The organism is Chitinophaga filiformis (assembly GCF_021646545.1).
GTDB lineage: Bacteria > Bacteroidota > Bacteroidia > Chitinophagales > Chitinophagaceae > Chitinophaga > Chitinophaga filiformis_A.
Map to the genome: position 1 here is coordinate 108,651 of NZ_JAKIRP010000018.1, position 20,644 is coordinate 129,294.

The 20,644-nt window shown below is 42.2% G+C and carries 13 protein-coding genes; 10 read left to right on the forward strand and 3 right to left on the reverse strand.

The genetic code is table 11. From position 1 onward, the window contains the following. Nucleotides 1-353: 353 nt before the first annotated feature. The gene (locus L3C95_RS30420) at nucleotides 354-1,424 is read right to left on the reverse strand and encodes a serine hydrolase domain-containing protein (RefSeq protein ID WP_236394066.1); all 1,071 of its coding nucleotides are present in this window, start codon (nucleotides 1,422-1,424) and stop codon (nucleotides 354-356) included. Between the two features lie 344 nt (nucleotides 1,425-1,768). On the opposite strand from L3C95_RS30420, the gene L3C95_RS30425 reads away from it, so the two are divergent. Continuing rightward, the gene (locus L3C95_RS30425) at nucleotides 1,769-4,171 is read left to right on the forward strand and encodes an ABC transporter permease (protein WP_236394071.1); all 2,403 of its coding nucleotides are present in this window, start codon (nucleotides 1,769-1,771) and stop codon (nucleotides 4,169-4,171) included. 225 nt (nucleotides 4,172-4,396) lie between these two features. Here the strand turns inward: L3C95_RS30425 and L3C95_RS30430 are convergent, their stop codons facing one another. Further along, complete coding sequence (locus L3C95_RS30430) at nucleotides 4,397-5,119, reverse strand: hypothetical protein (RefSeq protein ID WP_236394072.1); 723 nt, start codon at nucleotides 5,117-5,119, stop codon at nucleotides 4,397-4,399. A 286-nt stretch (nucleotides 5,120-5,405) separates the two neighbouring features. Between L3C95_RS30430 and L3C95_RS30435 the strand changes: the two genes are divergently transcribed. Then, complete coding sequence (locus L3C95_RS30435; RefSeq protein WP_236394074.1) at nucleotides 5,406-5,714, forward strand: hypothetical protein; 309 nt, start codon at nucleotides 5,406-5,408, stop codon at nucleotides 5,712-5,714. An 81-nt stretch (nucleotides 5,715-5,795) separates the two neighbouring features. Here the strand turns inward: L3C95_RS30435 and L3C95_RS30440 are convergent, their stop codons facing one another. Beyond that, a complete protein-coding gene (locus L3C95_RS30440) occupies nucleotides 5,796-6,233 on the reverse strand; it encodes a hypothetical protein (protein ID WP_236394075.1) in 438 nt (145 codons plus the stop codon). 115 nt (nucleotides 6,234-6,348) lie between these two features. On the opposite strand from L3C95_RS30440, the gene L3C95_RS30445 reads away from it, so the two are divergent. From L3C95_RS30445 to L3C95_RS30480, 8 genes are all read left to right on the forward strand, one after another. Beyond that, entirely contained in the window at nucleotides 6,349-8,052 is a 1,704-nt protein-coding gene (locus tag L3C95_RS30445; protein ID WP_236394076.1) for a hypothetical protein, read from the forward strand. 450 nt (nucleotides 8,053-8,502) lie between these two features. Continuing rightward, complete coding sequence (locus L3C95_RS30450; protein WP_262915991.1) at nucleotides 8,503-9,621, forward strand: 5-(carboxyamino)imidazole ribonucleotide synthase; 1,119 nt, start codon at nucleotides 8,503-8,505, stop codon at nucleotides 9,619-9,621. 5 nt (nucleotides 9,622-9,626) lie between these two features. Next, nucleotides 9,627-10,121: a 5-(carboxyamino)imidazole ribonucleotide mutase gene (gene purE / locus L3C95_RS30455; RefSeq protein WP_236394083.1), complete on the forward strand. Its 495-nt coding sequence runs from the start codon at nucleotides 9,627-9,629 to the stop codon at nucleotides 10,119-10,121. A gap of 266 nt (nucleotides 10,122-10,387) precedes the next feature. Further along, entirely contained in the window at nucleotides 10,388-11,977 is a 1,590-nt protein-coding gene (locus L3C95_RS30460) for an ABC-F family ATP-binding cassette domain-containing protein (RefSeq protein WP_236394089.1), read from the forward strand. Between the two features lie 9 nt (nucleotides 11,978-11,986). Then, on the forward strand, nucleotides 11,987-12,583 hold the full coding sequence (locus L3C95_RS30465) for a TetR/AcrR family transcriptional regulator (protein WP_236394095.1): 597 nt from the start codon (nucleotides 11,987-11,989) through the stop codon (nucleotides 12,581-12,583). A 511-nt stretch (nucleotides 12,584-13,094) separates the two neighbouring features. Then, complete coding sequence (locus tag L3C95_RS30470) at nucleotides 13,095-17,108, forward strand: hybrid sensor histidine kinase/response regulator transcription factor (RefSeq protein ID WP_236394102.1); 4,014 nt, start codon at nucleotides 13,095-13,097, stop codon at nucleotides 17,106-17,108. Between the two features lie 129 nt (nucleotides 17,109-17,237). Then, nucleotides 17,238-17,432: a hypothetical protein gene (locus L3C95_RS30475; protein ID WP_236394109.1), complete on the forward strand. Its 195-nt coding sequence runs from the start codon at nucleotides 17,238-17,240 to the stop codon at nucleotides 17,430-17,432. Between the two features lie 33 nt (nucleotides 17,433-17,465). Beyond that, nucleotides 17,466-20,624: a SusC/RagA family TonB-linked outer membrane protein gene (locus L3C95_RS30480; RefSeq protein ID WP_236394118.1), complete on the forward strand. Its 3,159-nt coding sequence runs from the start codon at nucleotides 17,466-17,468 to the stop codon at nucleotides 20,622-20,624. The last annotated feature ends 20 nt before the right edge of the window (nucleotides 20,625-20,644 follow it).

The following is a 20,644-nucleotide window of genomic DNA, read 5'->3' on the forward strand; positions in this document are numbered from 1 at the left end:
CATACATTCTTTATTGCTCTTGCTGTCTTTCTTTTAGGTTTGTTATGCGTGACTTCCGGTAATGAACTTATCAATACGTCCTTCGGAAAGAAAATATCTTTTGGCATGGGGCTATTCTGGGTAATCCGACTTTTCGTTCAGTTTTTTGGTTATTCACCTGATCTTTGGAAGGGAAGACGATTTGAGACCATTGTGCATATTCTGTTTTCATTGTTATTTGGATATATGAGTATTGTATTTTTTGTCACATGCTTTTCCTAGCACGGGAAATTTATATTCTGTTTAAATCTGAATGAATATATTCAACGGGAATTTCAATCAAACAATTGAATGGCGATTTTATTTGCAACACTTTACTTTTTTGCAGCTATTAATCTGTCCAGCACCTTTAGATATAAATCAGTGGGAGTCTGTCTGCCATATTCATATTTCGTTTTAAATGCGACCACCAGATCAAGCTTAGGCAGAACAGTTATAAATTGTCCATATGCCCCGGTTGCAGAATAAGCACCTTCATAAAAATCTTTATTATACGGTGTGTCCCATATCCACCATAAATAACCATATCCAAAATGAAAATAAGCTGTTTTGTCTTCTGCAGCCTCCCTGTAAGGAGTGACTGCAGCAGTCGTTAATTTAACCCAATCAGCGGGAATTATTTGCTGGTCTTTCCACTTTCCGTTCCTGAGCATTAGATAGCCTATTCTTGCCATATCTCTTGTTGAAAACCACATATGATAAGCCAGGTATTTTGATCTTGTTGTGTCGCCGGTTTTGCGTTGTTCTTTTATATTCCAGTCCTGCATTGCCAATGGCTTCGCAAGTATTGAGTCGATCAGCTGGTAAATAGTTCTTCCCGTTTGTTGTTCAAGGATGTAGCCTGCAACATTAAAGTCCCAATTGTTGTATAGCCAGAAACTACCAGGTTTAATACTACCCCTTTTCGGAGCCATGGCAGAGGCATCACCCTCATTACTCGCGGGATGGTAAATACCTGATCGTGCGGTCAGTAAATCGTTAATGGTGGCTTTTTTTTCTATTGGCAACAAACCACCAACATCATCAATATTTAATTGTTCCATTGTGGTTGAAAGATCTATTTTCTTACTTGCCACAAAAGGCCCATACAGTATGGAAAGCAAACTTTTTCGGCAGGATGCCAGATAGCTGGTCTCTTTTATATCGCCGTAATCAAATAAAATTTTTCCGGATTGTATTACCACCATACCGGTCGCATTGGTGCTGTCTATAATAAAACGTTTAAGAGTATTAAGGTGCTCTTTGTTCCATCCTTCTTTGGATGCGTCAGTTGTGAATTGCCAGACGCTATCGGGGTAAATTGAGTTACTATTTGTCGTTGTACCGGATTGTTGGGCAAAGGCTAAATATGGCGAAAGAAAAATCATCAATAGAAGCTTACGCATGTTGTATCAATTTTGACTAGTTAAATGATGACCGATCCCTGATCTAAGAGATTATAAGTTCTTGTATGAGCGTTGACGTCAAGATATGAAATCTTTGAAATATAGGTGCGAACCGTCTTCCAATTGCACTTCATTACTTTTAAGCAATGATAAAGGATCGGCGACGGGAGAGGGGCATGTTGTTGTCATTATGCTCCAGGGCTTTTATGAACCATGTCCGGAAGCGGACATAATAACACTGAAAACGGACATTTTCATTTCGTTTCTGTGTTGTAAATGATTTAAAATGAATAGTTTGTTATTTTGTATTGTTTTTGCGATATGCAGGCAATAATCCCTGTTGTATGCTAAAGAACTATCTTAAAACGGCTTTCCGAAGCCTGTCTCGCAACAAGCGTTATGCATTGCTTAATATCACCGGTCTTACGCTGGGCATCACCGTTTGCCTGGTCATTTATGTGATCATTCAATACGAGCAAAGCTTCGATATGTTTCATACGAAGAAAGACCGCATATACAGGGTTCTTACGGTATCACCGGGAGAAAGTGGCAAGACCAATTATACGCAGGCGGTGTCTTTCCCAGTGCCGACTGCGCTGCAAAACGATTTCTCCGAGTTCGAGCGGGTAACCGGCATTATACAAATGGGGAAAAGACTGGTAACGCTGGAAGACGAGCAGGGTAATACCCAGAAGAAATTCAAACCACTGGTATATTTCCTGACACCCTCATTCTTTGACATATTTGATTACAAGTGGCTGGCTGGCAATAAAGCCACCGCACTAAACGACCCCAATTCCACGGTGCTGGCACGTTCCACCGCAGAAAAATATTTTGGCGACTGGCACAAGGCGATAGGGCAGGTCATAAAACTTGACCAGCAATTCAATCTGACTGTGACAGGCATACTGGATGATCCGCCGAAGAACACAGAATTCCAGTTCGATATGGTGGCAACGTATGCGCTGCTTAAAATAAACGAGATAAAGGATTGGGTAACGATAGACGACATTCATAATTGTTATGTGTTGCTGCGCCCGGGGCACGATGTGGCAAAGATCGACGAGCGTCTGAATGTTTTCTCGAAAAAATATAGAGATCCGAAGAGCAGGGTCACGCATATACTGCAGTCACTGACCGACGTGCATTCAGATAAACGCACCGGGAATTTTATAGGCCGGGTCGCGTCGCCGGAGCGGATAGGGATGTTGTGGATGATCGCCGGTTTTATTCTGCTCATTGCCTGTGTGAATTTTATCAATCTGGCAACAGCACAGGCTGTGAACCGCGCCCGTGAGATTGGTGTGCGCAAGGTACTTGGTAGTAACCGCTGGCAGTTGAAAATGCAATTCCTGGCTGAAACTGCTATGTTGGTGCTGACTTCTCTTCTGCTGGCGGTGGTATTGGCATTGTGCGTGCTTCCATTCATCAGCAGGGTGATGGACCTGCCTTTAGAGCCAGGAATGCTGGCTGCCAATAACGTATATATTCTACTGCTTGCCATCTTCCTGACCGTTACCTTACTGGCAGGTTTCTACCCATCTATCGTCGTATCTGGTTTCAACCCTATTAATGCATTGAAGAGCAAGATGGCAGCCAACAAAATGACCGGCGGCATTTCTCTGCGCCGTGGCCTGGTGGTTTTCCAGTTTGTTATTACACAGGCATTGATCATCGGTACGTTAATTATCCTGCAGCAGATGAATTACTTTCACAAACAATCCATGGGTTTTACCCGGGATGCCATTGTAAACTTGCCTTTTCGTAATGACAGCGCAGGCAATGCAAAGATTGCTTACCTGCGGGACCAGTTGCAACAGATCAAAGGTATACAGGAGGTGAGCTTTTCCAATGATGCACCTTCCAGCGATGGGAACTGGTGGACAGGTTTTAGATTTGATCATCAGACAGAGGAAACCAAATTCCCGGCCATTACGCGTTGGGTGGATTATAACTTTATCAACACCTACAATATCAAACTTGTAACAGGCCGCAACCTCACCCGCACCGATTCTGTGCGTGAGTTCCTGGTGAACGAGACCCTGGTACAAAAATTAGGTTTGAAACCCGCAGATGTGCTCAATAAAGAGATAGACGTGTGGAACGGGCAGATCAAAGGCATGATTGTAGGGGTAGTCGGCGATTTTACTGCCGGTACGTTGAAAGAGGCGGTGGCGCCCGTATTCATGAGTAACATAAAACAACGGTTTAGCAGTGTGGGTATAAGACTGACTGGTGGGGCCGATGTACAGGCTGCGCTAGAAGCGATTGAAAAGCTTTGGAACGAGAATTTTCCTGAACAGATTTTTGAATACGGATTCCTGGATCAGCGGATCGCGGAATATTATAAGGAAGAACGCCAACTGGCGCATTTGTACGAGATCTTTGCAGGCATAGCCATATTTCTGAGCTGTCTGGGCTTATATGGACTCGCGTCTTTCATGGCGGTACAGCGTATAAAGGAAGTAGGTGTACGTAAAGTCCTAGGGGCAACACCGGCCCATATTGTATATCTTTTTTCAAGGGAGTTTATCCTACTTATAGGTATTGCGTTTGTAATAGCAGCCCCGCTGGTGTGGTATTTCATGCATAACTGGCTCAATAATTTCGTGAACCGGATAGATATTAACTGGAGCGTATTTGCTGTTGGAGGTACGGCTGCACTGATAATAGCGCTGGCGACAGTCAGCTCGCAGGCCATTAGGGCGGCTATGATGAATCCTGTAGAGAGTTTGAAGGCTGATTGATGAAGTCAGAGGCGATACTAGTGACAGGACCTCCTGCAATAAAATGAACCTGAAGTATCTCTTTGCCGCTACATCGTTAACAAGCCGAAAAAAGCAGCAATTTTTTAACTTAAGTTAGAAAATTGCTGCTTTTTCATACTGAACTTGCTGTGCGTAACAGTTTATTCGCCTAACTTGTAATCAATGCGGCTTACATTTTATTCGAAGCCGTTGGTAGCAGGACGCTTAGAGTGCATACTGTAAGACGATTATTTCGTCTTTAGTTGATTGTGGATCAACATCAACACTGAATTCGTTGTTTTGTTTGTCGCGAAGTAAAACACCGGAGATATGAAGAACTTTCCGCAGATCTCTTTCTCTTTGCAAGAAGCGAAATCCATAGGGGGAAAATTCTTTAATGCTTCCAAACTGTGGATCAAATTTGGCCACATTATTAATCAATGTATCTTCGTTGTAGTGAATATAAGTTGTATCCGGATTCAGGTAAGGTTTCAGTCCATCGAAATTCTTGCGTTTGAGTATGTCAACTACTTTTTCAACCACGCCCATTTTTCTGTCAATAGTCGCCAGATCTTCTTTTGGATACTTGAAAATCATTTTTCTTTCATTTTGTAGAATTATTACAACATGAATTTCATCGTAGTTGTCCTTTTCCTGCTTTAGATTCCGGTAGAACAAATAAGCAATGTTAGAGGCTGGCATATCCAGGGCGTTAGCGAATTTTTCGATAATATCACTCTTGGTCATTTCCACCTCAAAGTATTTTGTTTTTCCCTCTTTTGTCGACGCGGAATACCCAACGGCATATTTACAAATGCCTCCATAGTACTCCAGGACTTCTTTAATTCCCTTGTCTTCATTGTCAGAGATGCTGAATACATTGCTACTGTTACAGGATGAAAGCGCCAGTCCTAAGATAATAAATGTGTATAAAGTGAATTTTGTCATGATACTGCGGCCTATTTGAGGAGCGAAGTTAGAGGAATCTCTTATGAGAGAAATAACACATGCGTTGTAGGTGCGTTTGACCTGCTGTCAATCAGCATCTGTTACAATCGCTCTAATGTCGGTTGGGTCCCGGGGCATTTCCCAACATCCCGGAAAAGTTCGGCTGCATTTTCCCGGTTTTGACTATTTTTAAGGGCGAAAGTTGACTTTGGGTTCAGGAATATCGGTAAGGCAGATGGCGAGCTGATATCCTGAAAGGTCTAAATTCAAAAGCAAACCGTTGATAATGAGAGCAAAAAAAGAGAATGTAAGAGAGGTGTTTCCTGCAACTATCGACAGACTAATAGAGCGGGCGCAAGACGCTGGTACAACCTTAACCGAGACGGCCATCGCTGCCGAACTCGGAATCTCCATGGAAACCTTTAAAATATATTATCAGAAAGATAAAGCGCCATCTGAGATTTTCGACCTGATGAGGAAGAAATTCAAGCAGTTTATTGGTACACTATACATTGAGCGTGTAGTCCTGACTGATGAATTTGATGAGCCTGATTCCGATGATGAAGATCAGGAAGGCGAAGAAGAAGGAAGCTAATTTAGTATATACTGTCAGGTGAGATACTAAGTCATGTCAGCGGTTAGACTCTTGTGATCAGGGTTTATGTCATCTATGAACCTAAATTGCTTTATTCCACTTTGGAAATACCCCGAAGATATCCTGGTGTTGCCTTAATAAGTTCCGTTTTAAAACTTCCGGGCAGTCTGTATATCTGGCATTATGGGTTACGTACCAGTATATATTTAATGCTTCAATATTTTCTCTGGCGATCTGTTTTTTCCAGGCAATATGTGCTGGCGTTTTACCAAACTGTTTTCCATTGATGATTTCATCTTTCAGTCCACCTAGTCCTTCTGTTCTAACTGAAAGAGAACCATTTTTTTCGATTTTTCCAGAATGCCCGATGTAGATCAGCTCAACTCTCCCTTTTTTTAAAGCGTAGATAATATATACGCCACTTTTGTCGGCAGGTGCATTGCATACTGCCTGGAGATCTTGTTCAGGAGTAAGAAAGAAATGGTCTTGTACTTTGTATTTGTCTAATATGTCGAACATGGTATAAAGATAGGTTATGTTACCGGATCAAAGTATCGCCCGGATGAAATGTGAAAATATTTAATATATATATCAACTATTTACTCACCTTTGCAGCGTTAAATTACTTATACCTATGTTTAAGAAGCTTATTCTGACTAAGCTCTGCTGTTTCCTTATGCTTTTCGCGGCAATAGCGCAAACAGAGATACCCACCTACAGCCGTAGCACTGGATTTGAAGAACCTGAAAACGGTTCCAGCAGAATTGTACTCATGAAAAATGGCAATACGCTGTTTTTCCATTTTACCCCGAAAAAAGGGATTGATGTTACCGTCTATGACCAGAAACATCGTACCAAAGGAATCGTAAACAACAAGGTCGACTCCTGGAAGCAGAAAAAAATGAGAAACGCCTCTCTCAAGGGTGTGTACGAAATCAACGGACAGGCAGTGGTTTTCATACAGCAATTTATCAAAAAACGCCCTGTTCTGTACCGTATGGTGTTTGACGCTAAGTCCGGGAAGAAGATAAGAGAAGACGTGGTGGCTTCTATGCAGCGCGTTACTATGGGGAAAGCTTATGGAATGGCATTCGGAGGATTGGCTATGCCCCATTTTTCTGTAAGTAAGGACCCTTACTCGGACTATTATGCTGTGGGTATCTTTAACAGCCTGACTTCCGACCGTAACGCCAGAGTAGAGGTAGTACATTATAGTCCGGAGCATAAAGAGATCAATCGCTCATACTTTGAATCTCCGGAAAATAAATACAAGTATCTCAGCCTCCTGGACATGTACGTGCACAAGGACGAATTTGTGTTTATCGGCAGCTATGCATTTAATACGAGAGCCTCCGGTGGTGACGATTCGCGTATTCTCATCGGTCGTATGCAGAATGGTACAAAAGGCTTCCAATACAAGATCCTGGACTATACTGACGACTACAAGCAAGTAGTGACCGAAATGAAGTACAACCAGGCTAACAAGCAATTGTACATGCTGACCGCAATTAATGCAGAAAGCGTGAAACGTATGCCGACCATGGACAAAGGCAAAAAATCTACGGGTTTTGTACTGCAGATGAACATCTTCGATCCGTTTTCACTGGAACTGAAGAATAAATATTTCGTAGAACATCCGAAGTTAACCGCTTATGCAGAAGAACACCTGAAGGCAAAACGTAAATACCTTGGTATCATCCAGGACTTCAAGCTGAACGATGATAATACAATCACGTATATGTTTGAGGAGATGGATAACTACAGTGTTACGCATACATCCACATCTTATACCAATGGCCGTATGAGCACCCATATGACTACCCGGTTCTATACAGACCTGGGCTCTATGGGTATTGTGAATACGGACCAGAATGGTAAGGAACTACGTAGTTATGCTATAGCCAAGGACCAGACAGCTGAAGCCACTCTGGGTATGTTTGACATCTATAGCCGCAAAATGTCCAACTGGAATTTCAGGGGCCGCGGATACAGCTACAATAACCTGTCCGGTTTCTACTCGTACGACTACATGTTTGTAAAGGACAAAGAATACGTTATCTATAACGAGAACGTTCGGAATACTGAGAGCGAAAAGGAAACGACTAAGGACAATAAAAGTATGGGACGTATCAGTCTTACCAACACAGTATATGCTTACTTTGATGGCTCAAAAGTGGTTAAATCATACCTCTTCGGAGATCCTAAGGGCAAAGATGAGAACAGATTCTGCCAGCTGGAGATGAATACTGCATCTAAAGATGGTAAATCGTTTGTAACGATGATGATCGAAAGAAAAGGCAGAGACAAACAAGCGTATTTAGTATGGGTTAACTTCTAAGAGGCAGGCCAATCCTTATGTACATTAAAATCAAAAGAGGTGTAGTATTCATTATACTACGCCTCTTTTTATTAATACGCTTCCAGGCAAATAAAAAAGTATATCATCAGAATGTTATATGTTCGGATCCGGTCGGCTCGACCTGTCCGGAGCGAATGGATTTTATCCTTAGTCTTTTGCGGAAACACTGGTTAGGGTTTGTGAAATTGTTACCTAGGCATGAATTTATTCTTTAATATTAAAAGCTCGACTTTAGTCTTCCACAATGATTTACTACAAAAAATAGGTCCCGGAAGCTCGCAAGTAGGGGGGGCTGCAGGCTTGTTATCTTTTTGTTGCTCAGTTTATTCCATCGGATTTTGTAGCTATCTGCCGATGGTACAGGCTATAAGAGAATGGTATTACGATCATTTGCAATAGTTTTATACCTTTGCCTCCCAATCGAAGATTATGCTTGAAAATTTGAAAATAGGAATATTAGGAGGCGGTCAGCTGGGAGGTATGCTTATACGGCATGCCATAGATCTCGGCCTCAGCGTTTCAGTAATGGATAAAGACGCAAATGCGCCTTGTTCTCGTTATACTTCTTCTTTTATCTGCGGTGATCCCAAATCTTATGAAGCGGTTTTGGAATTCGGAAAAGGGCTTGATGTTATTACTATAGAAATGGAGGCGGTAAATATTGACGCCTTACGTGAACTTGAAAAACAAGGGGTAAAGGTTTTTCCGGCTCCGGATACTATCAAAGTGATCCAGGATAAGTTTACCCAAAAACAGTTTTTGCTGTCTCATAATATACCAGTAGTGCCGGGCGAAGCTATTGAAGGTAAAAATGATCTGTACAAGTACGAAAATAAACTGCCTGGCTGCCTTAAAAAACGTCGTAGCGGGTATGATGGCTACGGAGTGATGGTGTTGAAGACAGTAGCAGATATTGCCGATGCTTTTGATGAACCATGCGTCCTGGAGGACCTGGTGGATATTAAAAACGAACTTTCTGTGATAGTAGCAAGAAATGAGCACGGCGCTGTAAAATGCTACGATCCTGTGATGATGGTGTTTTCTGAAGAGAAGTTCGTACTTGATTTTCAGGAAGCACCGGCTCAGTTAGAGGAGGGAATACTAAAAGAAGCCACAATCCTCGCTGAAAAAGTAGCGGATGCGCTCAAACTTGTAGGTATTCTAGCTGTAGAAATGTTTGTCACAAAAGACAATAGGCTTTTGGTGAATGAACTGGCTCCAAGGCCACACAACAGCGGTCATCACACCATAGAGGCCAGCAATACATCACAATATGAGCAACTACTCCGGGCCATATTGGGTTTGCCACTGGGAGACACCAGCCTTCATTCTCCTTCTTTAATGATCAATATACTGGAGACCACTGCACTGAATTCGAACAGACTGGGAAAACTACAGCAGCTGTTGGACGTACCGGGGGCACATCTTCACTGGTATGGCAAAAAAGGCGGCAGATTAGGCAGGAAAATAGGTCATATAACCATCACTGGTAGCACCATGGAAGGCATTGTCTCAAAAGCTGAAGCCATTCGGAAAATTCTAAACTAAAAAATATGAAACAGGTAGAAGTAGGCATTATTATGGGCAGTAGTTCAGATGCGCCTATCATGCGTCAGGCAATAGAAGTGCTGAAGAAATTCGACATAGGGTATGAGTTTAACGTTGTATCGGCACACCGCAGTCCCCAAAGGATGTTTGAATACGCAGCTGCTGCTGAAGAACGTGGTTTGAAGGTGATCATTGCAGGCGCTGGCGGGGCAGCACATCTTCCCGGTATGGTTGCAGCTATTACCACTTTGCCTGTAGTCGGTGTTCCCATCAAGTCTTCCAACTCTCTTGATGGTTGGGATTCTCTTCTGTCTATAGTGCAAATGCCTGGCGACATACCTGTGGCAACCGTAAGTGTTAATGGTGCTCATAACGCTGGTTTACTGGCAGTACAGATTCTGGCCACTGCTAACAGTACACTCAGGCAAAAACTGGCAGCATTGAAAAAGGAAAATAATGATAAGGTTATCAAGCAAAATGAGACCTTAGATCGTTTTTAATAAAAGGTGGGCGTGCCCTTACCTTAGGCTGTAATACTTATAAAGTATCGCAGAGAAACCCGCAGACATCGAGTCTGCGGGTTTCTTTATGCCCATTTCCTTCTTGTTTCACTCCACTCAGTCTCTTCTGTAGAAGGGCCATGCATGCTTTTAGAGCATCGTTTACAGCGCCGAATTTTTTCTTAACATTTTTGTCTAACAAAATATATATTTACCCCATATTTGCATTGTGAAATCAAGTCTTAATCTTTAAATCAAAGAATCCCGTGGGCTTAATTGTAAGATCATTAAATTATGTTCATCCAGATAATGAGGCGCTATTCGATGACTTGAACTTTATTTTAAATGATGGGGAAAAGGCAGCATTAGTTGGAATAAATGGTGCAGGCAAATCAACATTACTGCGCTTAATTTCAGGAAAGCTTCAAGCGACATCAGGAGAAATTAGCTACTCCGAGAAGCCCTGGTACGTGCCACAACATTTGGGAGAATTCGACACATGGTCTGTCGCTAAGGCGTTAGGAGTTGACGAAAAGCTGGATGCGTTGCATGCGATTTTGTCGGGAGATGCTGATTCCCAATATTTTGCGCAGTTAAATGATGATTGGGATATCGAAAATAAAGTAAAAAGGGTGCTTGAAAAATGGGAACTTGGTAATCTGGATGAAAATCGGTTATTGGGGAGCCTAAGCGGTGGCCAGAAAACAAGGGTTTTTCTTTCAGCTATGGATATGAATAGCCCAGGTCTCGTTTTGTTAGACGAGCCCTCCAATCATCTGGATATGAAAACCAGAATGAAACTGTATTCAATGATCCTCCAAAGCAAGTCAACCATGCTTATCGTTAGTCATGACAGAACATTGTTAAACCTCATGAACAAAACTTTGGAACTCAACGAAAAGGGAATTGAAGTATTCGGGGGCAACTTTGAATTTTATCAACAGAAGAAAATGGAAAAAGTCAATGCTTTGCGCGCCCGGTTGAACGCGCAATCCAAAGCATTGAAGGAGTCTGAGAAGAAAGCGGAAGATATGGGTGGACTAAGGGCACAGCAAGAGCTTAAGGGCAGGTCTGTAGGGCTGAGCAATTCGATCCCGCGTATTATTGCTGGTGGTTTGAAGAACAAAGCGGAGCGCAGTACTGCAAGAATGATGAACGCACATGAAGAAAAGATAGCGATCCTTCGCGATAGTATTGAAGAGACCAGGACACAAATTGAGGAATATGAGAAACTGAAAATCGAAATCAACGATCCGGAACCAGATCAGGGAAAGTTGCTTATAGACATTGCAGATATTAACTTTAGATACAATGATAGATCACTATGGACTAATCTCAGTTTCCAGATTAAGTCCGGTGAGCGGGTACAGATCGAGGGGGAGAATGGAAGTGGCAAGACCACTTTGCTTAAAATTATCACGCGCGAACTGGAACCGTGTGAGGGGAGCTATAGAACTTCCGAATTCTCTCATGTTTATCTTGATCAGAATTACTCAATAATAGATCCGAAGCTTACTGTGTATGAACAAATGCAAGAGCATAATAAGCGGTTATTAGAGGAACAGGAATTAAAAGAATTATTGGCCTATTATCAGTTTGATCCAGAGGCTTTTGATAGAAAATGCTCAGGCCTAAGCGGTGGCGAGAAAATGAAATTATCTTTGAGCTGTCTGTTGGTGGCAAATCAGGCGCCGGATTTACTGATCCTCGATGAACCGACCAATAATCTGGACGTTCAGAGCCTGGAAGTGCTTACTTTGGCAGTGAAAAACTTTCAGGGGACGCTGTTGGTTATTTCGCACGATGATTATTTTATCAAGGAAATTGGAATTGATTATAAAATAAGTTTAACTTAAGAAAGATAGATGCCACTCAAAGATACAGGTACAGAGCAGCTAATAAAGGATACCGCAAAACGGCTACTTTTTGCTGAAGGGAAACTCCATGCTACGACACAGGAAATAGCAGATGCCGCTGGTGTTAACAGGACCGCATTACATTATTATTTCCGTTCGAGAGATCAGCTGATCTCCGCCATATTTCAGGACGCCATGCAGGGGCTGAGTCAACGCCTGGATGAATGCATGATATCTGACGAACCTTTTAAAGTTAAGACAGAGCATATTATTAAGGTCTTCCTTAAGGATATGGTTGCCTTCCCATATCAGGAAACTTTTCTTATTACTGAGATCAACACTTTTGGTAAGAAGCTGCTAACTAACATTCAATCAGGGCCTGTAAAGACTTATTTAAAAGAAGCCGCTGATGAAATGGACAAAGGAACGATTGAAAAGATGAATCCCATTCATTTTTTGATGAATTTGTTTTCCCTTTTGTCGTATCCATTAATCATGGCGCCCCTTTATAAGAAGTTGTTCAAGGTATCTGAGAAGGAATTCCAGAAATTGATAGATGAGCGTGGGAAAGTTATTGTCAGTTTGCTATTTAAATCTGATAATTGAACTTTTCTGCTATTGCCCCATCCGGAGGCCATGCGAAGGTCCGATCTTATCCAGGCATTTTCCGTAACCATTTGCGAACCAGCTCATCATACCATTTTTTCAACGAGGCATAGGCTAAAACGACCCCACTTGTTAAAATGAGTAGTGCATAGGGCCATGACTGCACAATTGTGCCCCTTTATGATAGCAGATCCAGGCAACGCACAAATAGACAATGTGTTTTTTTGCTAATATGTAGAAAATATTGGCTTTGGGTGTCGTCTGGCACCTTTGAGAACTGCAGATATGTATTTTCCAAGTTATCAAGTATATTTGGAGCCCAGCTGAGAATACGGCTGGAAACGGGGCTGGTACCGTTCCTTTCCTATGATGGAGTTTTTGAACAATGAAATGTAAAATGACACAGTCTGCTTTGCATTATTTTAAATTCGTTTTTGTTGCAATTGTTTTTTTGCTGCTACCGGTTTGGGTTTTTGCTCAGAGGGATCGTTATAATTTCTCCAAACTTGATATGCACAACGGGCTTTCACACAACCGGGTGAATGCCATATTGAAGGATCCTGAGGGTTTTTTATGGTTTGGCACCGTGGCAGGACTTAACCGCTACGACAGACATACGTGCAAGATATTTCGCAAAGATCATAGTGATAGCGCTTCGCTGAAAGCTAACAATGTGCTGGCGCTTTATGAGCTTCCCGATGGAAAAATGTGGGTATCAACAATGGGAGGAGCATGCATTTACAATCCAGATATAGAAGGATTTGATCCGGATGATTTTAAATATTTGCAGCTTCTCGGTTTACCTCCTGGTACAATTGAGGGTATCGTAAAAGGGAATGACAACAGATACTGGTTTCTTTACAACGATCTGCGTTTATATTTATATTCAGCTACTGATAAAAGAGCAAAACAATTCGTCCGGCAGGACACTTTACATATTTCTCAAAAGATCACTTCCGTTAAAGAAACAAAAGATGGAAAGTTATGGATCGTATACCAGGACGGTTTTTTGCAGGAATATGACATAGCATCGGATAAAGTTATATTCTCCAGCACTGCTTTACAGGAACAGCATAAAGGAAATAATTACAATGACCTTTTTATAGATAGTGATGGGGATGTTTGGATCTGGTGTTACACCTATGGTGTTTTTCTTTTTCATCCACAGAACAATACGATCAAACTGTTTAATAAAAATTCCTCTCCATCCAGGCTGGGGTCAGAATTGGTAAGCCAGATTATTCAGGATAATGACGGAATGATCTGGGTAGGAACGGACCATGGCGGAGTGACGCTGATCGATAAAGGAAATAACTTCCGAACCACTTACTTATTGAATGATGTAAAAGACCCCAAAAGCCTGAGCCAGAACAGCATCACCACCATCTATAAAGATGATAACGGAATTATATGGCTGGGAACTTACAAGCATGGTGTAAATTATTTGAACAGCAACATCGTCCAATTCCCTTACTATCATTACCAGGAATTGAATCCAAAGAGTCTTCAATACGATGATATAAACCGTTTTGTTGAAGACAGGTCTGGTAATATCTGGATTGGGACCAATGGAGGAGGGCTCATCTATTTTGATAGGAAAAATAATACTTTCAAACAGTATCTGCACGATCCCAACAATCAAAACAGCCTGGCCACTAATGTAGTTGTAAGCTTGTGGATCGATCATACCGGTGTACTCTGGATTGGAACTTACCTGGGTGGTCTTGACAGTTTTGACGGAAAGAAGTTCACGCACTACCGGCATGACGACCACGATTCTTCCAGTCTCGGAGACGATAAGGTCTGGGAGATCTTTGAGGACCGGAGCCAGAATTTATGGATAGGTACTTTAGGGGGTGGCCTGAATCGTTTTAACAGGAGTACAAACAAGTTTGACCATTACAAAGGCAGGGGAGGGGCTGTACTTCCCGATTACATTTTCAATATCATACAGGATAGAAAGGGCAATTTATGGATTGGGACAAGTGCCGGTGCGGCTGTCTTTGAAAAGGATAAAAGCATGCCGGTTTTCTATCAGCATACAAACAAAAAAAATAGCTTAAGCAACGATGTTGTTTCCAGTATTCTGGAAGACAGCAAAGGACGAATCTGGCTGGGGACTCCGGAAGGTTTGAATTTGTTTAATGAGCAGACAAAAGAATTTCAGGTATTCACTACCTCAGATGGCTTACCGGATAATATGGTCCTGGATATTCTTGAAGATGATCATCAGACATTATGGCTCTCTACGCCCAATGGTTTATGTAATGCCGTGCCCAAACAAGATAATGGCAAACTTACTTTTTCTATTATTAGCTATGATGAGGCGAATAATTTGCAGAACCGTGAATTTAATGACAATGCAGCGCTCAAGACACGAGCAGGTGAATTGATCTTTGGCGGCCCCTTTGGTTTTAATATTATTGATCCGGATAAGATAAAAAAGCCAGCGTACCATCCTAAAATCGTGTTTACGGGTTTGCAGATCTTAAATAAATATGTTGCGCCAGGTGAGCTGATCAATGACAGGATCCTGCTGCCACAGTCCTTGTCAAAGCTGCAACATATTGAACTGAAACATACAGAGAACGTTTTTTCTATTGAATTTGCTTCACTGGATTTTGGTGGTAATACTTATGATAAGTATGCATACATGCTACAAGGGTTTAATACAGATTGGTTTTATACAAATGGCAGTGAAAGGACGGTTACTTACACCAATCTTAATCCCGGTCATTATGTTTTTAAAGTAAAGGTTTTAGGCCGGGATGGTTCCTGGAGCAGCGTTAAAACTCTGCAGATCAATATTGAGCCGCCATTTTGGAGAACTCCTGTTGCCTATTTCATTTATATGTTGATTGCGGCAGGATTGTTTTTGCTTGCCCGCCGTATTACTTTGGACCGGATACACATGCGTTATGAAGTGCAGGAACAACGTAGGGAAGCGGAAAGGGCGCATGCACTGGAACAGTTAAAGACAAAATTTTTTACCAATGTAAGTCATGAATTCCGGACACCGTTAAGTCTCATTATTGCACCATTGGACAAGATGATTAAGCATACCAGGGATGAAGAGCAGGTAAAGCAATTAAACCTGGTACAGCGGAATGCAAAACGCTTATTGAACCTGGTAAACCAGCTGCTGGATTTCAGGAAGATAGAAGTACAGGAACTAAGATTACATCCTTCCGTAGGCGATATTGTGAGATTTTGCAAGGATACCAGTTACTCTTTTACTGATATTGCAGAAAAGAAGAAGATTCAATTTTCATTCTCTACAAACATTGACAGCCTGGAAATTTATTTCGACCGGGATAAAATTGAAAAGATCCTATTTAACCTGCTTTCAAATGCTTTTAAATATACGCATGATAACGGCATCGTGGGCATTCACCTTATTTATCGGGCGCCGGTGAATGATGAAGGAGATGGAACAATTGCTATTGAAGTAAAAGACACCGGTATCGGGATCCCGGCTGATCAGCATGACAAGATATTTGAACGCTTCTTTCAAACGGAGGTCCCTGAAAGCATGGTGAACCAGGGAACCGGGATCGGACTGGCTATAACAAAAGAATTTGTAAAATTACATGATGGGATCATTACCGTAGAAAGCGAGCCGGGTCAGGGCACCTGTTTTACCGTGCTGCTTCCTGCAAAGAAAATTTATGCATCTTCGGCCGCGGCTGTAACTACTCCTTTACCAGCAGAAAATGAGGAACCAATAGTATTAGAAGAAAGTAAAAAGCGCGAAAAGAGGAAAACCATACTTATAGTAGAAGATAATGAGGACCTGCGCTTTTATTTAAAAGACAACCTGAAAGGGCAATATCATATAGAAGAAGCTGTCAACGGAAAAGAGGGCTGGGAGAAAATAAAGCTGCTAAACCCTGATCTGGTGGTGAGCGACGTTATGATGCCTTTAATGGACGGGGTTGAGTTGGCCAAAAAGATTAAGACGGAAACACTCACGGCCCATATTCCGGTTGTTTTACTTACCGCCATGGGTAGTGAAGAGAAACAGCTGGAGGGTTTGAAAGCAGGAGTGAACGATTACATCACCAAACCGTTCACTTTTGAGATCCTTGCTTCCCGCATCAATAACCTGCTGACACAGCAAAAACTATTGCAGAAAAGATTCCAGAAGCAGATTGAGGTCAACCCCGGAGAGGTCACGATCACCCCTGTGGATGAAAAATTCCTCAAACGGGCTTTGGACGCTGTTGAAAAGCAAATTGATAACCCGGATTTTTCAGTGGAAGATCTCAGCCGTGAAATGTGTATGAGTCGTGTTACCTTTTATAGAAAGATAGTTTCGCTTACCGGCAGATCGCCCCTGGAGTTCATCCGTTCAATCCGTTTGAAAAGAGCAGTTCAATTATTAGATAAAAGCGGAAGGTCAATTGCCGAAATTGCATACGAGGTAGGATTCAATGATCCCAAGACCTTCTCCAAATTTTTCAAAGAAGAGTTTAATATGTTACCCTCGCAGTATATCACAAATATTAAAAATAAAAACAATTAGTTTCCCTGCTGTAAGAAAAATAGTGGTGAAAACCAGTCGTTTGTAACATTTACACCCCCAATTTGAAACATTCAACCGCCTGCTTCCAGATGGTCACGTAATAGCTTTACAGCATTCTAATCCACGTATATGAAATTGAGATTACTGCTGTTTAGCCAGTTGGCTACTGCGTTTTTGAATGACTTATTGGCAGTGCTATCTGCCTGTATCACACTTCCCGACGGCGTAATACTTTTTACGCACCCCTTACTTACCGGCTCACCGTATGCAGCTAAACCGCTCCCCGGACAACTATTACCTGACCGGAACGGGCGATATATCTAAACATAAAAAAATAGCCAATTTAAATTCACACGTATGAAGTCAGCCAAAATTATTCGCTTGCGGATATTGCTGCTATGGGGAACAATTATGCTTTTTACCCTTAGCCAAAACACCTTTGCACAAACCGGGAAGGTGAGTGGGACAATAACCAGCCAAAACACATCTGCCCCGGTTCCGGGAGCATCGGTTACCGTAAAAAGCACCCAGCGCTTCGCGATCACTGATGAAACGGGAAGGTTTACAATCGACGCCTCAACAGGAGAAGTGTTGGTGATCACAATGATAGGTTTCCAGAAGAAAGAAGTGATTGTCGATAAAAGCACTTCCATTCAGGTGAAACTGGCTGAAAATGTTTCACAGCTCGAGGATGTAGTGGTGATCGGGTACGGCAAAATAAAACGGCCGGACGTTACAGGCGCTATATCTTCCGTTTCGGGCAATGAGCTCCGTAAAACACAACCTGTAACTTTTGATCAGGCCTTGCAGGGAAAGGTACCTGGGTTGGTGGCGCAACAGATATCAGGCCAGCCGGGTGGAGCAGTATCGATACAGATCCGGGGCTTGTCTTCTTTTAGCGGAGGCTCGCCTATGTATGTAATAGATGGCGTCATTATTGGCGGTACAGCCGCATTAGGTGCGGGTGTCAATCCTTTGGCAGGTATCAATCCTTCTGAAATTGAATCCATTGATGTATTGAAAGATGCATCTGCAACGGCAATTTATGGATCCCAGGCCACAAATGGCGTGATAGTGATAACAACCAGAAGGGGACAAGTGGCTCCGCCAAGCATTTCTTACGATATGTATACAGGCTACCAGCAAATACCTAAAAAGCTGCCTGTGATGAATTTAAGAGAGTATGCAGCTTTTATAAATGAAAGAAATACAGGTTTAGGCTGGGGATTTGATACCCGTCCGGAGTTTGTAAATCCAAAATATCTGGGCGAGGGAACTGACTGGCAGAAGGAGCTTTTTAGAAATGCACCGACGTCCAGCCATACATTGACCATCAGCGGAGGAGATGTAAGAACGCAGTACCTGCTGTCAGGGTCTTATTTCAACCAGGAAGGTATTGCCCTGGGATCCGATTTTCGCAGGATATCACTAAGACTGAACCTTGACAATAAAACGACCAATTGGCTAAAGATCGGCACCAGCCTGCAACTTGTTAGTATCAAAGAAAATGTGAATTCGACCAGTTCGAATGTAATTAATACGGCATTAAGTCAGACACCGGATATAGCTGTAAAGAATGAGGATGGTAGCTGGGGCGGCGCTTATAATCCGAATGGATGGGTCAATAGTATGGTGAACCCGTATGCGATAGCCCTTATTAATAAAGACCAGGCAAACAGGAAACAGCTTTTTGGTAATTTATACGCGGAAATTGCCTTTACCAAAGATCTGGTTCTTCGAAATGAAGCAACGGCAAGCTTTTCAATGGCAACGCAAGACAGGTTTAATCCTTCCTATACCTTCGGCCTGGTAAAAAATAATACGAACAGCGCATCTTATAATTTTTCGCAGAGCCTATTTACAACTATAAGAAACTATTTTACCTACTCACATCTGTTTAAAGATAAATACAATGTAAATGTGTTGCTGGGGCATGAAGCGCAACTCAGCACCGGTGAAAGTACTTCAGCCGGAAGATCGAATTTTCCATCCAACAATGTGCAGGTGATCAGTAGCGGAGATCCTACTACCGCCACTAATTCCGGCAGTAAGACACAAAGCGCCCAGGAATCATACTTCGGCCGTATAAATCTGGGGATCAACGATAAATATCTGTTTACCGCTAATCTCCGCGCGGACGGATCTTCAAAGTTCGCTGCTGAAAACCGTTGGGTGAATACCTACTCAGGGGCATTTGCCTGGAAGATAAATAAAGAAGAGTTTCTGCAGTCTGCAAAGAAAATTAATGAATTAAAGCTGCGCCTGGGTTATGGTTTAACAAATAATCAAAATATCCGGGATTATGCCTATACCTCCACACTGGCCACTGTGGCTACCGGGCTCACAGGCATAGCACAACTTACCCAGAATGTGGGCAATCCTTATGTACAATGGGAAAAGACAAAATATACAAACATAGGGCTGGATGGTACGTTTTTTAACTGGAGATTAAACTTCTCCGTCGACGTTTACAATCGCAGAACCGATGGCCTTGTATTACAGATCCCTTTGCCATTGTATTCCGGTACAGCGATCGGCTATTCACCGGGCTCCCTGGATGCCCCGTACGTCAATATAGGGACTGTTAATAACAAGGGTTTTGACTTCAGGATTAGTTCAACCAATATTAAAGGCAAAAGTTTTACCTGGAAAACGGATGTAACTGTTTCACGCAATATTAATGAGGTGCTGAAGCTCAATACGGATGGCGCGTCACTGGACAGGCAGTACAGCAAAACCGTTGTGGGCCGGTCTATTGGCGAGTTTTACGGATATGTTATTGACGGAGGTGTGTTTGCAACGAAAGAGGATTTTAAGACCCATGCCTTACCCACTAAAAATGGTGTACCCTTACCTGTAGGCGCTGCTGGTGGTAGCATCTGGTATGGTGATCTGAAGTTCAAAGACTTTAATGGCGATGGCGTTATTAATGAACATGATCAGACATTCCTCGGTTCTCCCATACCTAAGTACCAGCTTGGATTAAATAATACTTTCTCTTATAAGAATTTTGATCTGAATATATTCTTCACTGCAAACATCGGTAATAAAGTATATAATCAGCTGCGTGTAAACGGAGAATACCCGGGAACAAGTTTTGGGTATCTCAGGGAACTGATGAACTATGCAAAACTGACTTTGATCGACCCCAATGGATCTGCTACCGATATTAATAATATACAGGTGACAAACCCGGATACCCGGATCCCAGGCATTAGAAATGATAATACCAACGATAATAACAGGAACTCTGACAAGTTTGTGGAAGACGGCAGCTTTTTACGATGTAAAACTATTTCATTAGGATATACTCTGCCTGAAAAGCTTATTGAGAAAGCCAATATTAAGTATGTGAGAGTTTATTTCAATGTTTCAAATGCTTTCATTCTTACAAACTACAAAGGAATTGATCCTGAGATCGGATCGTGGGATCCGCTAAGCGCAGGTATTGACGGCGGCTATTATCCGCAGCCCAGGGTGTATACCATTGGTGCCAACATCAAATTGAGTAAGTAAATATTCATCTGTTTAATATA

What these genes read in the sequence shown, in the direction of transcription:
- L3C95_RS30420 (WP_236394066.1), bottom strand. Translation starts at nt 1,424, where the DNA reads ATGCGTAAGCTTCTATTGATGATTTTTCTTTCGCCATATTTAGCCTTT.
- L3C95_RS30425 (WP_236394071.1), top strand. Translation starts at nt 1,769, where the DNA reads ATGCTAAAGAACTATCTTAAAACGGCTTTCCGAAGCCTGTCTCGCAAC.
- L3C95_RS30430 (WP_236394072.1), bottom strand. Translation starts at nt 5,119, where the DNA reads ATGACAAAATTCACTTTATACACATTTATTATCTTAGGACTGGCGCTT.
- L3C95_RS30435 (WP_236394074.1), top strand. Translation starts at nt 5,406, where the DNA reads ATGAGAGCAAAAAAAGAGAATGTAAGAGAGGTGTTTCCTGCAACTATC.
- L3C95_RS30440 (WP_236394075.1), bottom strand. Translation starts at nt 6,233, where the DNA reads ATGTTCGACATATTAGACAAATACAAAGTACAAGACCATTTCTTTCTT.
- L3C95_RS30445 (WP_236394076.1), top strand. Translation starts at nt 6,349, where the DNA reads ATGTTTAAGAAGCTTATTCTGACTAAGCTCTGCTGTTTCCTTATGCTT.
- L3C95_RS30450 (WP_262915991.1), top strand. Translation starts at nt 8,503, where the DNA reads ATGCTTGAAAATTTGAAAATAGGAATATTAGGAGGCGGTCAGCTGGGA.
- purE (WP_236394083.1), top strand. Translation starts at nt 9,627, where the DNA reads ATGAAACAGGTAGAAGTAGGCATTATTATGGGCAGTAGTTCAGATGCG.
- L3C95_RS30465 (WP_236394095.1), top strand. Translation starts at nt 11,987, where the DNA reads ATGCCACTCAAAGATACAGGTACAGAGCAGCTAATAAAGGATACCGCA.
- L3C95_RS30470 (WP_236394102.1), top strand. Translation starts at nt 13,095, where the DNA reads ATGCACAACGGGCTTTCACACAACCGGGTGAATGCCATATTGAAGGAT.
- L3C95_RS30475 (WP_236394109.1), top strand. Translation starts at nt 17,238, where the DNA reads ATGAAATTGAGATTACTGCTGTTTAGCCAGTTGGCTACTGCGTTTTTG.
- L3C95_RS30480 (WP_236394118.1), top strand. Translation starts at nt 17,466, where the DNA reads ATGAAGTCAGCCAAAATTATTCGCTTGCGGATATTGCTGCTATGGGGA.